The 14,444-nt window shown below is 43.1% G+C and carries 11 protein-coding genes; 6 read left to right on the forward strand and 5 right to left on the reverse strand.

Translation table 11 applies throughout. The annotated features are described in order from the left end of the window. Nucleotides 1-30 precede the first annotated feature (30 nt). Together ribF and murJ are read right to left on the reverse strand one after the other, a co-directional pair. Nucleotides 31-966, reverse strand: coding sequence for a bifunctional riboflavin kinase/FAD synthetase (ribF, locus tag ACHA99_RS01810; protein ID WP_105249940.1), 936 nt, complete (start codon nt 964-966; stop codon nt 31-33). 65 nt (nt 967-1,031) lie between these two features. Next, nucleotides 1,032-2,591 carry a murein biosynthesis integral membrane protein MurJ gene (gene murJ, locus ACHA99_RS01815; RefSeq protein WP_105249941.1) on the reverse strand — a complete coding sequence of 520 codons (1,560 nt, stop codon included), beginning with the start codon at nt 2,589-2,591 and terminating at the stop codon, nt 1,032-1,034. A 252-nt stretch (nt 2,592-2,843) separates the two neighbouring features. Here murJ and rpsT point away from each other — a divergent pair, with 252 nt between their 5' ends. Continuing rightward, a complete protein-coding gene (gene rpsT / locus ACHA99_RS01820; RefSeq protein ID WP_011790375.1) occupies nt 2,844-3,110 on the forward strand; it encodes a 30S ribosomal protein S20 in 267 nt (88 codons plus the stop codon). Nucleotides 3,111-3,173: 63 nt separating this feature from the next. On the opposite strand, the gene ACHA99_RS01825 is transcribed toward rpsT, so the two are convergent. Beyond that, nucleotides 3,174-3,470 carry a metalloregulator ArsR/SmtB family transcription factor gene (locus ACHA99_RS01825; RefSeq protein WP_006084975.1) on the reverse strand — a complete coding sequence of 99 codons (297 nt, stop codon included), beginning with the start codon at nt 3,468-3,470 and terminating at the stop codon, nt 3,174-3,176. 136 nt (nt 3,471-3,606) lie between these two features. Here ACHA99_RS01825 and ACHA99_RS01830 point away from each other — a divergent pair, with 136 nt between their 5' ends. Then, nucleotides 3,607-5,010: a M28 family metallopeptidase gene (locus ACHA99_RS01830; RefSeq protein ID WP_393940710.1), complete on the forward strand. Its 1,404-nt coding sequence runs from the start codon at nt 3,607-3,609 to the stop codon at nt 5,008-5,010. A gap of 65 nt (nt 5,011-5,075) precedes the next feature. On the opposite strand, the gene yaaA is transcribed toward ACHA99_RS01830, so the two are convergent. Then, nucleotides 5,076-5,849: a peroxide stress protein YaaA gene (gene yaaA / locus ACHA99_RS01835; RefSeq protein WP_113941317.1), complete on the reverse strand. Its 774-nt coding sequence runs from the start codon at nt 5,847-5,849 to the stop codon at nt 5,076-5,078. A gap of 129 nt (nt 5,850-5,978) precedes the next feature. Then, the gene (locus ACHA99_RS01840) at nt 5,979-7,421 is read right to left on the reverse strand and encodes a sodium:alanine symporter family protein (protein ID WP_113941318.1); all 1,443 of its coding nucleotides are present in this window, start codon (nt 7,419-7,421) and stop codon (nt 5,979-5,981) included. A 428-nt stretch (nt 7,422-7,849) separates the two neighbouring features. Between ACHA99_RS01840 and ACHA99_RS01845 the strand changes: the two genes are divergently transcribed. The 4 genes from ACHA99_RS01845 to pgi all read left to right on the forward strand — a co-directional run bounded on the left by ACHA99_RS01845 (nt 7,850) and on the right by pgi (nt 14,425). Continuing rightward, a complete protein-coding gene (locus ACHA99_RS01845) occupies nt 7,850-10,216 on the forward strand; it encodes a phosphoketolase family protein (protein ID WP_105249944.1) in 2,367 nt (788 codons plus the stop codon). Nucleotides 10,217-10,469: 253 nt separating this feature from the next. Beyond that, entirely contained in the window at nt 10,470-11,561 is a 1,092-nt protein-coding gene (locus ACHA99_RS01850) for an OmpA family protein (RefSeq protein WP_393940713.1), read from the forward strand. A gap of 250 nt (nt 11,562-11,811) precedes the next feature. After that, complete coding sequence (tal, locus tag ACHA99_RS01855; protein WP_028760931.1) at nt 11,812-12,768, forward strand: transaldolase; 957 nt, start codon at nt 11,812-11,814, stop codon at nt 12,766-12,768. 19 nt (nt 12,769-12,787) lie between these two features. Beyond that, the gene (gene pgi / locus ACHA99_RS01860; RefSeq protein ID WP_330147357.1) at nt 12,788-14,425 is read left to right on the forward strand and encodes a glucose-6-phosphate isomerase; all 1,638 of its coding nucleotides are present in this window, start codon (nt 12,788-12,790) and stop codon (nt 14,423-14,425) included. Nucleotides 14,426-14,444: the final 19 nt, after the last annotated feature.

The raw sequence follows: 14,444 nt of genomic DNA on the forward strand, positions 1-14,444 counted from the left end.
ATCCTATACCGTTAATTAAACTGATAAATTTCAGCCTGCATCATTACCAAATAAAGCTCTGGCTTCATTTGCATCATTTAAAATCTGTTTTTTTAGCGCATCCAATGAGTCAAAAGGTTGCTCATCTCGGAGTTTAGCTACCAACTCGACTTCAACATGTTTGCCGTAAATGTCACCTTCAAAATCAAAAAGATGCACCTCAAGCTGACACACTTGACCGTTCACTGTCGGGCGAAACCCAATATTGGCGACACCCTCATAAATATCGCTGTTATCCCAATAACATTTAACCGCAAACACACCGCGTACCGGCACAACATTGCGCTTTAAGGCGATATTAGCGGTGGGAAAACCAATTGTGCGGCCAATTTTTTGCCCATGCGCTACACGGCCACTCAAGGTAAAAGGATGTCCTAATAGGCGTCTCGCCTGTTCAAGATTGCCCTTCGCCAATTGTTCACGCACAGCAGTCGAGCTCACTCTTTGCGAGCCCAGCATAAAACTTTGAGTGCTGACCACAGTAAAGCCATATTGGATACCCGCCTGCACTAGCATTTCAAAATTGCCTTTACGGCCTTGACCAAAACAAAAATCATCACCGACGACGAGGTATTTGACACCCAGTTTGCGGACCAACAATTCTTCAATAAAATGCTCTGCAGGTTGATTAGCAAAAGTGCGATTAAAGTTAACACACACTAACCGCTCAACCCCGAGTTCATCGAGTAAAATGACTTTATCACGTAATAAACTTAAACGAGCCGGCGCGTTGTCACCGCTAAACAATTCTTGCGGCTGAGGTTCAAACGTCATTAATGTCGATGGCAGCGATAACTGCTTCGCCTTCTGCACTAAGTTCGCAATCACCTGTGCATGACCACGATGGACGCCGTCAAAATTACCTATAGTCAATACACACCCGTGGTGGGATGACAAAATGTTATGTATACCGCGGATTAATTCCATAACGTTAGACAACTGCCAAGCGCAAATCGGCTGATTATATAACAGCTAGCGATGAGAATCAGCAATCAAGCTCCCCGTTTAATTGACCAAGGACGAATTCCGAGCAAAAGCAGACACAATAAGTAACTGACTGCCCCAACTAAAATTAAGCCTATCAAGGCTTTCGCACGATCGAACAAATGCCAATCTAACCAAATTTGTTGTGAAGGCAAAAAGTAATACAAGACTACCACCATCAAGGCTGTAGAGACCACGGCTTTAGCAAAAAACACCATAGTCGGCCTAGAAACACGATAAACGCCAGCTAAATGCAAGCCTCGGTATAGTAACGTGGCGTTAAGTAATGCTGACATCGAAGTCGCAATCGCCAGTCCAACATACCCAAAAGGAATAGCAAACAGTAAGTTAAAGCCCATGTTTGTGATCATGGCAATAATGCCATAACGCACAGGTGTTTTGGTATCTTGACGAGAGTAATAGCCAGGAGCAAGCACCTTAATCAGCATAAAGCTAAGCAAACCACTACCATAAGCCATCAAACTATAGGAAGCCATTTCAACATCATGCAATGAAAAAGCGCCGCGCATAAATAATACCATCAGCATGGGCTTTGCGAGCACGATCAACCCCATCATAGCCGGTAGACCTAGCAGTAGAATCGCTTTAATCCCCCAATCCATCGTCTTGCCAAAGCCCGCACCTTCGTCATTCACATGATTTCGTGACAGCGCAGGTAAAATTACAGTAGCAATCGCGATCCCAAACAATCCTAAGGGAAATTCGAGTAAACGGTCGGCATAATAGAGCCAACTTATTGAACCCGTCATCAAAAAACTGGCGATAAATGTATCAAATAGCAGGTTAATCTGTGAGACAGACACGCCAAACAATGCTGGGATCATCAAAGTTCTGATTTTCACCACGCCCGGGTGATGCCAGCCCCAAGAAGGCTTGACGAGCGCATTTTCACGCAATAAAAAGGGAATTTGAAATAGGAACTGAATCAAACCACCACAAAAAACGCCCCAAGCCAAGGTAATCTCAGGCTGGGTCGATGTAGGCGCATAGAAAATAGCCGCCGCAATAATTGCCACATTGAGAAATACGGGTGTAAAAGCCGATACCGCAAAACGGCCTCGGGTATTTAAAATTGAGCCAGCTAATGCCGTAAATGTGATAAACCACAGATAAGGAAAAGTAATTTTAAGCACAACGGTAGCGAGTTCAAATTTAGCACCATCTGGCTCGTTGTTAAGCCAAGCGATAAACCAACCACCACCGAATAAAGCTGACAACACAGGTGATGCAACCACCCCCAAAAGGGTCACTATTGTCACTAACAAACCTAATGTGCCCGCAACTTTACTCAATAAATCACGAGTCTCTTCTGCGGTATGTTTCTCTTGGTACTCAGTTAAAACAGGTACAAACGCCTGTGCAAAAGCCCCTTCAGCAAACAAACGGCGTAAAAAATTAGGAATTTTATTTGCAAAGAAAAACACATCAGCACTTGTCCCTGCGCCCATCAAATTAGCAACAACCACATCCCTAACTAGACCTAAAACTCGGGATATCAATGTCATAGCACTAACAATCAGGCCAGATTTTAATAATTTTCTACTCAAACGTCCCCCAGACCCATATCGAATTGATTAGGTGATACATCTCAAAAAATCGATTCAGGCTCTGTCACACTGCGGTAATAGCTGCTAGAATTGCGCCACATATTACACGAGTTGGGTCGAAGATAGCCAAGGCAGGTTGGATTAATTTATCTTTATGATGAATATTCAATCATAGTCATTGACAAAGTGACTAAATGCAGGCATATTCCTCGGCCTTTAAAAGTATCAAATCCAGTTTTTAGGAGTTGCACCTTGGCTAATAGCAAGTCTGCAAAGAAGCGCGCGCTTCAATCTGAAAAGCGTCGTCAGCATAACGCCAGCCGTCGCTCAATGTTACGTACATACGTTAAAAAAGTAATCGCTGCAATTAAAGCAGGCGATCACAAAACAGCAACAGAAGCTTTTGCTGTTGCACAACCAATCGTTGACCGTATGGCGACTAAAGGTCTTATTCACAAGAATAAAGCCGCTCGTCAAAAGGCACGTTTGAACGCTAAGATCAAAGCAATCGCTGCTTAATCTATAACATAGCAAATGAAAAAAACCGGCAATTGCCGGTTTTTTTATATCTGAAAAACACTATTAATGACAATAAATGTTGTTCAATAAGTGAATCATCTCCCGTACTTCATCACTCTTGAGTGAATAAAATACCGTTTGCGCTTCTTTGCGTGTGGTTACTAAATTATCTTTGCGTAACCAAGCAAGATGTTGTGATAGTGCCGATTGACTTAAGCCTAATTTTTTATTCATTTCGCCAACGCACATTTCTCCTTCATTCAATAAATAACAAAGAATAAATAAACGGCGTTCGTTCGCGAGTGCCTTTAATAGCACTACGGCATGATCGGCTCGCTCCTGCATTAATTCAATATTCATTACGCACTTTCTCTCCTAAAACTAACCCCTGCGCTAATATAGCGTCGCCTTACGGATATAGTCGGGACATAAAGCACACTTTTTGCTAGATTGTTTTTAAAAATGGGACATGCTTAATAAAAATAAAGGAAATCTAATGAAGCCCTATCAAACTACACTTCTCTCGAGTCTTTTAATCGGGAGTTTAAGTGCGTGCCAAACTCAAGTAGAAACTGCCCCTAGTGAAGTCATTCAATTACAACAGGCAGCATTATCTTCGCAATTAAGCTATGACTTAGTCGAGTCACTCACGGTTGAAGTGGGTCCAAGACTTGCTGGAAGCCCAAAAGATATCCTCGCCGTTAATTGGGCGATAAATAAACTGACCAGCCTTGGTTTTGACCGTGTTTATAAAGAAGCCGTACAAGTGCCAATTTGGGAGCGCGGTGAAGCCAAAGCCAAAATCACCGTCCCTGTAGAACAGCCGTTGGTCATTACTGCGCTTGGTGGCAGTATTGCGACTCCTGCTGGAGGTATACAAGCTAAAATCGCGCGCTTTGATAGCCTAGAGGCATTACAACAAGCCAAGCCTGAAGAGGTGCAAGGTAAGATTGTTTTTATTGACCAAAAAACAGAGCGCCATATCACTGGTGAAGGTTATGGTAAAAGCGTTGGTGGCCGCTCGAAAGGGGCAGTCGCTGCAGCACAAAAAGGCGCAGTTGCTATCGTGATCCGCTCTATTGGCACAGATCATGACCGCATGGCCCATACTGGCATCATGCGCTACCAAGATGGCGTGCCTAAGATCCCCGCGGCTGCCATGTCAAATCCCGATGCTGATTTGGTTGGTGCATTGCTAAAACGCGATCCTAATGCCCTGCTCGAATTGCATATGTCGCCAAAAAACTTAGGTTTTAATACTTCTTACAATGTCATTGCCGAAGTAACGGGCAGTAGTAAGCCCAATGAAATAGTGCTCATTGGTGCTCATTTAGATTCCTGGGATGAAGGTACTGGCGCGATTGATGATGGCGCTGGTGTCGCCATTGTGACGGCTGCAGCCAAGCATATTCAAGATCTCGTGATAAAACCCGCTCGCACAGTTAGAGTCGTGCTATATGCCGCTGAAGAAGTTGGGCTCGTTGGCGGTAAAGCGTATGCAGAGGCTCATAAAGCGGAATTACCGCTGCACTACATAGCTGCAGAGTCTGATTTTGGGGCCGGTAGAATTTATCAAATCGACACTAAAGTGAATGAGAACATATTCACAGAAGTACAGCAAGCGCTCAGCCCTATGTCATTCAATGGCGTTGCACTGGGCAATAACCAAGCTTCAGGCGGGCCAGACGTGTCTATGCTCCCTGCCTTAGGTGTTCCAGTTGCATCCTTGAGGCAAGATGGCCACGATTATTTCGATTACCATCACACACCGAATGATACCTTAGATAAAATCGACCCTGCCGCATTGGCTCAAAACGTCGCCGCCTACGCACAATTTACTTATATCATGGCAAATTCAACGGTGACATTAACGCCTTTAGCCACCCAATCTGAAAAATAGGCCATCAATGATATAGAGAACAGCATTAGCTGTTCTCTATCAATTAACATCTTATCGATATTTCGCTATTGCTCTTCACGTAAAAATGTTGGATTTGTTGGGGAACTCTGCTCTTCACTATAATAATAACCAGCAACATTAAATGCTTTTAATTCATCTAAAGTGTTAATTTGATGCGTAATGAGATATCTCGCCATCATGCCTCTAGCACGCTTAGCAAAAAAACTGATCACTTTATATTGACCATTTTTACAATCTTTAAATATGGGTGAAATTAATTGCCCTTGAAGTTTTTTAGGCTTTATTGCTTTGAAATATTCATTAGATGCAAGATTGACAATAATATCACTACTCGTTTCAGCAAGCGTTTCATTTACCGCTTGAGTTAACGTCTCTCCCCAAAACTCATATAGGTTTTTACCTTTAGGATTAGAAAGTGCCGTGCCCATTTCTAAACGATAAGGCATAATTAAATCCAGCGGTCTGAGCAAACCGTAAAGTCCAGATAAAATACGTAATTGTGACTGAGTTCGAGCAATTTCATCTTCAGACAATGTATCAGCATCAAAGCCAGTATACACATCGCCTCTAAAAGCAAAAATGGCCTGTTTTGCATTATCTAAACTAAAATCTGGCCGCCACTCCCCAAAACGTGCCGCATTTAAACCCGCAATTTTATCGCTCACTTTCATTAAAGTGGCGATGTCTGTAGGGGTCAATTGCCGACACACTTGGATCAACTCCTGACTATAAGTTAAAAAATCAGGTTGTGAATACACCTGCGTCAGTGGCGGCTGTTCAAAATCTAAGGTCTTCGCCGGCGAAACCAATATCAACATCAAAAACTCCCAACAGAAACAAAAATACATGCCTATGATACTGAACGAGCATAAAAAAACCACGCTTTAACAGCGTGGTCTTTTCGATTACAACAATCAGTAATGGCTATTGTCGATGCGCTAGGCTAATTAAAGCTTTTTAGCCGGCACAAGACTGGTATCTTGCCAAATATCATCATCAAGCTGATCCATCAACTCAGGAAATTTACTACGATCGAATTCTGGAGTCTTACCCGCGTTGATCTGTTCACGATAATCATTGATAACGCGAATTGCCAGACCCGATAATAGTAATAGAGCAACAATGTTTACCGTCGCCATCAACCCCATCGAAACGTCAGCCAAGTTCCACACTAAACTTATCTTAGCGACGGCACCAAACATGACCATGCCAAGCACACACAAACGGAATAAAGGCAGTGCTTTGGTACTATTTCCCATTAAATACATCACATTTGTTTCAGCGTATGAGTAATTGGCTATGATGGATGTAAAGCAGAATAAGAAAATAGCCACCGCAATAAATGCGCCACCCCAGTCGCCAACATGTGCAGACATGGCATTAATGGTTAATCGAATCCCATCATCACTCGAGCCAATATCCCCTGATAGCAGGATTATCGCAGCCGTTGCAGTACAGATAACGATAGTATCCGCAAACACACCCATCATCTGCACAAAACCTTGGGATGCTGGATGATTAGGGTTAGGCGATGCACTTGCCGCGACATTCGCCGCACTGCCCATACCCGCTTCGTTCGAGAAAAGTCCACGAGCAATACCCGCTTGCATTGCCTGCGCGACAGTATAAGCCACGCCGCCAGCGGCAGCCTCTTGCCAACCAAAAGCACTTTTCACAATTAAGCTAATAATCGCAGGTAATTGTTCTAGGTTGAAAATAACGATAATGAAGGCTACAAGAATGTAGGCTAAGGCCATAATGGGGACAAGAAATTCAGATACTCGCGCGACTTTACGTAGACCACCGACAATCACAAATCCACTGGCAATCACTAGCCCAATCCCTACATAGGTTGGATTAAAACCAAATACTCGCTCCATGGCACCGGTAATAGTGTTAGCTTGTACTGCATTGAATACTAAACCAAAAGCAATGATCAAAAAGACAGCAAATAAAATGCCCATCCATTTCTGACCCAATCCTTTTTCCATGTAGTAGGAAGGACCACCGCGGAACTGGCCATTATGATCTCGCACTTTATAAACCTGCGCTAAGGTTGATTCAACCATAGCAGTCGCCATACCTAAAATAGCGATAAGCCACATCCAAAATACTGCACCTGGACCCGCTGCACCAATAGCAACAGCAACACCGGCCATATTACCAGCACCGACACGGGCTGCCATACTCGTACAAAAGACTTGAAATGAAGAAAGACCGCTATCGCAACCTTGCCGACTCATGGTCATAACTTTGATGGAATGTTTAAAGTGGGTTAACTGAATAAAGGCAAGTCTAATGGTGAAATAGAGACCAGCTCCTACTAGTCCATATACTAACAACTTACCCCAAAGTAGCGCATTCAAAAAATTAACTATGGTTTCTAACATATTATTTTACTTCTTCCCGTAGCAAATGCTCCTCTAATTGCAATTAAAGGTACAACATCTGTGGTGAATGAATCCTTCCAAGTTAAAGGTAAGAATTTCGGTAGATTTATTTTTTCAAATTATCCTTCCGTGAATTTACAACATCACGGCTACCGAATTCAACGCAGCAAAATAGCACAGTATTCGAAATTGCTCATGTGATCAAGCTCGCGTTTGCACAGTTAAACGTCATTGACATCACGCCTTACAACACTAGCTAAGCTACTGTTAAAGCTAGATTAACAAAAGCTCTAAGTTACGCTATTACATTTAACATCAAAAACAACTTTTAAAATTTGGATGTAGGGCACATTTTTGTAATAAAACTACAAATATAGTAACCCCATAGAAACTTCAATCATCTCTTGTTTGTTTTAGTGAGGCTTAACATGACACAAATACATGAAATCAATGCTCTGAAAAAGTATGTCAGAGCGACAAACTTTCTTGCGACCTCGCAAATTTACCTCAAACAAAACGTCTTACATAAACGTCCACTTGCCCATACTGATATCAAGCCACGTTTACTTGGCCATTGGGGTACCTGCCCAGGTATTAACTTTGTCTATGCCAACATTAACCGCTTGATAGTGAAGCATAACCGCTCTTTTATCTATTTAGTCGGTCCAGGCCATGGTTTTCCCGCTGTACAAGCAAACTTATTCATTGAAGGCTCTTTAAGTCATTTCTACCCAGAAACTATTCCCTACAATGAAACTGGCATCGAAGATATTTGTAAGAAGTTTTCTGCCGCTTATGGTTATCCTTCACATGCAAACCCTGAAGCACCTGGACAAATTCTTGAAGGTGGCGAATTAGGCTACTCACTCTCAGTAGGCTGGGGGGCAGTATTAGATAATCCAGATCTGATCGCAACCGTCTTAATTGGTGACGGCGAAGCAGAAACGGGACCATTAGCCGCATCTTGGTATGCAAACCGCTTAGTTTCACCAGCGACCAGCGGTGCAGTATTGCCAATTGTGCATATTAACGGCTATAAGATTTCCGGTCCTACCCGCATGGGACGTATGAGCCATGAAGAACTGGATCTTGAATTCCGTGGTCTTGGCTATTTCCCCATCATAGTTGATAACGAATTAGAAGAAGATATCTATGTGCAGATGACAAATGCCATGGATACCGCTTATACCATGATCAATGACATTCAACGTCGAGCACGCAGTGGCGAAGATGTAGTTAAACCAAAATGGCCAGTCATTTTAATGCGTACAGCCAAAGGTTGGACTGGTGTCAGTGAATATAAAGGTAAGAAATTAGAAGGTAACTGCGAATCGCATCAAGTAATCGTCAATAAATGTGCTACTGATAAGGGCCATTTAGATGCACTGGATAATTGGCTTGCCAGTTACGACTTCCAAGAACTCTATCAAATGAATGAAAAAGGCGAACTGATTTTTGATGCCGACATTTGTTCATTAATCCCACCCAAGCAACTTGCCTGTGGCCGTCAACATTTAACCTATGGCGGAGAAGTTGTTAGAGCATTAACCAATCCAGATCTTGAAAAACTCAGCTATGGCCCAGAAGTACCGCGTGGTCAACGTGGCTATTCAATGTTAAAAATGGGCGAATGGATGCGTGATGCATTCAAGTTAAACCGCGACCAACGTAATCTACGTATCTTTAGCCCTGACGAAACCTATTCAAATCAACTACAAGCTGTATTTGAAGAAACCGATCGTGCATGGCAGTGGCCAATTGAGAGTTGGGATGAAGATATGTCCCGTGAAGGTCGAGTCATTGAACTGCTTTCTGAAAACTTACTTTTTGGCATGCTACATGGTTACACAGTAACAGGCCGCCACGGCATGCTACCCACCTACGAAGCATTCTCACAAGTTATCTCATCGATGGCCGATCAGTACTGTAAATATGTCTACGCCAGCCAAGGTGTGCATTTCCGTAAGCCACTGCCAGCCTGTAATGTCGTATTATCTTCATTACTTGAGCGCCAAGATCATAATGGCTATTCACATCAAAACCCATCTTTCCTTGGGGCTATGCTGGAGAAACATCCAAAAATAATCTCGGCTTACTTACCCGCAGATGCCAACAGCACATTGGTTTATACAGAGCGAGCCTTCGCAGACCGTGACAAACTCAATATTCTGGTTGCAGGTAAAAAAGAGTTACCACAATGGCTAAGCTTGGAAGAAGCGCGTAAACAAACAAAAGACGGTGTAATGGTGTGGGATTTTGCCTCAGATGAGAATCCCGATATTGTGCTGGCAGGTTGTGGTGATTATGTCACTCAAGAATGTATGGCTTCTCTAGTATTAATCAGAGAACTCCTTCCAAGAGTGAAAATCCGCTTCGTTAGTGTCACTGAATTAAGCAGTGATGGCTTAGGTAGCCGTAAATTTAAAGAAAAACCTTGGTTAATGGACGAAATCTTTACTCAAGATAAAGGCGTGGTATTCAACTACCATGGTTACCCAAATACAATCAAAAAGTTAATTTTTGATTACAAAGGCAGCCGTCGCTTCAGAATTAAAGGCTACGAAGAAGAAGGTTCAACAACAACGCCATTTGATATGGGTGTTCGTAACGGTACATCTCGCTATCACCTTGTAATTGATATGGCTTACAAGCTGTTCCAACAGGGCGTTATTGATGAAACTATGCACGTCTCTATCACCACTGATATGCTGCAAAGATTAGTTGACCACCGCAACTATATTAAAGCGAATGGTGTAGACCCAGTAGAAATCGAAAATTGGGTATGGACACGCTAATAGAAACATCTAACTAACATTAGATTATAATTTAAAGGCATTCTTCGGAGTGCCTTTTTTGCATTAAAAACACCAGTTACAGAATGACAACCTTTAAAAGGTTGATCTTAATACTGGAAAAAGTTAACAAACCAAGTGATAATTAACCGCTGGCTAAAATATCAAAGGATCCCCACACTAAGTGCTAGCAATGTTTTGCACAAAACCAGCAAAGCATATTGGTGGAGAATCATAATCAATGGACGTAAATAAAATGATGAAGAACACATTAAAAGTAGTATTACTGACATCTCTGCTTCCACTCGCAGCCAGCGCATCTCAGGAACTTACACCTTGGTATGTTGGTGCCGGTTTAGGCGTTAATAACTACGAGCACGTTGCCACTCAGAACGGTGAAGACAGTCCATACGCTTGGGATGTTTTCGCAGGCTATATGTTCAACGATTACTTCGGTGCTGAAATCGGCTTCCGTGATTTAGGTAATGCAGATTGGATAGATGGTACTATCAGTAATGATGCAGGCGTTAAAGGTTCTACACTTGGACTAGTTGGTATTTGGCCATTAGCTAACCGCTGGAGCTTATCGGCTGAAGCCGGTGTTATGTACTATAGCCTTGAAAACAGCCAAAACAATGGCACTCCAAGTTCATACAGTACGAATGACTTTGCTCCATACATGGGTGCCGGTGTTGGTTACAACTTCACTGACAACTTAAAATTACAAGCTAAATATCGTCGTTATGAAAACTTAAACGATGATTACAATATTGTTGAAGCAGATAGCAACTATTGGGGCTTAGAATTAAGCTACCGCTTCGGTTCTGCTGCTGTTGTAGCTCCAGTCGCCGCTGCAGTCGTTGCCGCAGCACCTGTTGATTCTGATAACGATGGCGTTTACGACGACAAAGATCAATGTCCAGCAACACCAGCAACTCACAAAGTCGACTCTGTTGGCTGTACTATCTATGAAAACGTGAAGAACAAAGAAGACGTAGGTTCAATCCAGTTTGCTAACGATTCTGCTGTAGTTAAAAATGTTTACTACAAAGACATCGAAAGATTAGCTAACTATTTGAACAAAAACCCAGCTTTCACTGTTGAAATCGCAGGTCACGCCTCAAATGTAGGTAAACCAGAATACAACATGGAATTGTCTGACAAACGTGCTGACGCCGTTGCCAAGATTCTTATAGAGAAATATGGTATCAGCGGAAGCCGCGTAACTTCTAACGGTTACGGTGTTACTCAGCCATTGGTTGCTGGTGATTCAAAAGAAGCTCACGCTGCGAACCGTCGCATCGAAGCTATCGTGACTACCACAACAAAACAACCTGTTCTGAAGTAATAGTTCTTACTGAAGTAAAAAAGTCGCTGCTTGCAGCGACTTTTTGTTTTTATGGGGTATACACTAGGACAAGCGACGCCCTCTACTGCTGCCAAGATGATAGCCCGTAGCTCGAGCCATACCTTAATAGACATAAAATTGTCATTTTTGTAATTTTTTTACATTCAAGGTTGGAAAAGTTTGCAAAATCGCTTCTAATAGTCATCAGTGAATTCCGAGTTAAAACTGCTACCTGAGAAGGATGTTTTTCATGGCCAATACATTAGAGCAACTCAAGTTATATACCACTATCGTCGCTGACACAGGCGACATCGAAGCGATTAAACGCTACCAACCTGAAGATGCGACCACTAATCCATCACTCATCTTGAAAGCGGCTCAAATTCCTGAATATGAATCCCTTATAGATAACGCTATCGACTGGGCAAAATCACAAAGTACCGATCTCGTGCAGCAACTTGATGATGCCAGCGACAAACTAGCGGTCAATATCGGCGTAGAAATACTGAAACTCGTTCCTGGCCGTATTTCAACTGAAGTTGATGCCCGTTTATCATTCGATAAAGAAAAATCAATCGCTAAAGCCCATAAATTGGTTCGCCTATATAAAGAAGCGGGTGTAGATAAATCACGCATTCTGATCAAACTTGCTTCAACTTGGGAAGGCATTTGTGCCGCTAAAGAACTAGAGCAAGAAGGCATCAACTGCAACTTAACCCTACTATTTAGCTTTGCTCAAGCGCGTGCGTGTGCCGAAGCGGGTGCTTATCTCATTTCTCCTTTTGTAGGCCGCATACTTGATTGGTACAAAAAAGATACAGGTAAAGATTACAATGCCGTAAATGACCCTGGTGTCATTTCAGTGACTGAAATTTATAACTACTACAAACAACACGGTTTTGACACTGTTGTTATGGGTGCAAGTTTCCGTAATATCGGTGAAATTATTGAGCTAGCAGGTTGCGATCGTCTGACCATTGGCCCTTCTCTATTAGAAGAACTGGCTAATTCGCAAGTTGACATCACACCTAAACTGGTTGCAGCAACGACCACTGTCGCTGCAGAACCCCCATTGACTGAAGCACAATTCCGTTGGGACTTTAACCAAGATCCAATGGCGGTTGATAAGCTTGCCGAAGGCATTCGAAACTTTGCGATAGACCAAGGTAAGCTCGAAGTCATGCTCACGGCTAAGCTCGCGAACTAAGCACTCTGGAGACGGTGAAATGACACTCTTGACCCAAAGCTCAACATGGCAAGCTTTATCAGCACACAGTAAAAATGTTCCGCATATGCGGGAATTGTTTGCAACTGACGCGGCACGTTTCAATAAAATGTCGCTATCAGCCTGTGGTTTATTACTGGATTACTCTAAAAACAGAGCAACAGCGGAAACGCTGGATCTGTTATTTGCGTTGGCAAGCAATAGCCAACTTGAAGCAAAAATCAAAGCGATGTTTGCAGGTGAAATCATTAACACCACAGAGAAGCGCGCCGTACTGCACACAGCGCTTCGTAGTACTGCAGAACAATCGATTATTGCCGAGGGTCAAGACATAGTTCCTGAAGTTCAACAAACTCTAGATAAGATGCAAGGGTTTGTGAACTCAGTGACGTCAGGTCAATGGAAAGGTTACACAGGTAAAGCGATAACCGATATTGTAAGTATTGGTATTGGCGGCTCTTTCCTAGGCCCCAAAATCGTCTCTCAAGCGTTGCGCCCTTATTGGAACCCCGAATTAAATTGTCACTTTGTGGCAAACGTCGACGGGACTTCTATTAGTGAGAAGCTGAAGTTATTGGATCCTGAAACGACCTTGTTCATCATGTCATCCAAATCTTTCGGGACACAGGAAACCTTAACCAATACCCTCACCGCAAGAGACTGGTTCCTAGCGAAAGGCGGTTTGCAGTCTGATGTGGCAAAACACTTTGTCGCAGTCACTTCAAACGTGGCAAAAGCGACAGATTTTGGCATAGATGCAAACAATATTTTCCCGATGTGGGATTGGGTTGGTGGCCGTTACTCTCTCTGGTCAGCGATTGGCTTGCCGATTGCACTTTTGATCGGTATGGATAACTTCAGGGCTCTACTCACGGGTGCGCATCAGATGGATGAGCACTTCGCCACAGCGCCACTGACAGAGAATATGCCGGTTATCATGGGATTACTCTCCCTATGGTACGGAAACTTCTTTAATGCTCAGTCCCATGTCGTATTAACCTACGATCATTATCTGCGAGGCCTACCCGCTTACTTCCAGCAGCTCGATATGGAAAGTAACGGTAAGTCAGTCACCTTAAATGGTACTGATGTTGACTACAGCACAGGTCCCGTCATTTGGGGGGGCGAAGGCACTAATGGCCAGCATGCCTACCACCAGCTATTACATCAAGGTACCGCACTGATCCCTGCCGATTTCATTATGCCGCTGCAAAGCCATAACCCTATCGGTGAGCACCATGACCAATTAGCGTCAAACTGCTTCGGTCAAACCCAGGCCTTAATGCAAGGTCGTACTTTTGATGAAGCTTTAGCCGAACTTGCTAATAGCACATTATCCGCCACAGAGAAGCAGCTGATCGCTCAACATAAAGTCATGCCTGGTAACAAGCCGAGTAACACCTTACTTATGGATAAGCTCACTCCAAGTACCCTAGGCGCTTTAATTGCCTTGTATGAACATAGAACCTTCGTTCAAGGTGCTATTTGGGATATCAACTCCTTCGATCAATGGGGTGTAGAACTCGGTAAGAATCTCGGTAACGATGTGTTAGCACGCATTGGCGCAGAGCAAGATTCCGATGCTTTAGATGCCTCAAGCAACGCATTGATTAACCTTTATCGACAAGGCAAAATCTAATCGAACAAAAAGCCAGCAA

Source organism: Shewanella sp. S23-S33, from assembly GCF_043359565.1.
Lineage (GTDB): Bacteria > Pseudomonadota > Gammaproteobacteria > Enterobacterales > Shewanellaceae > Shewanella > Shewanella oncorhynchi.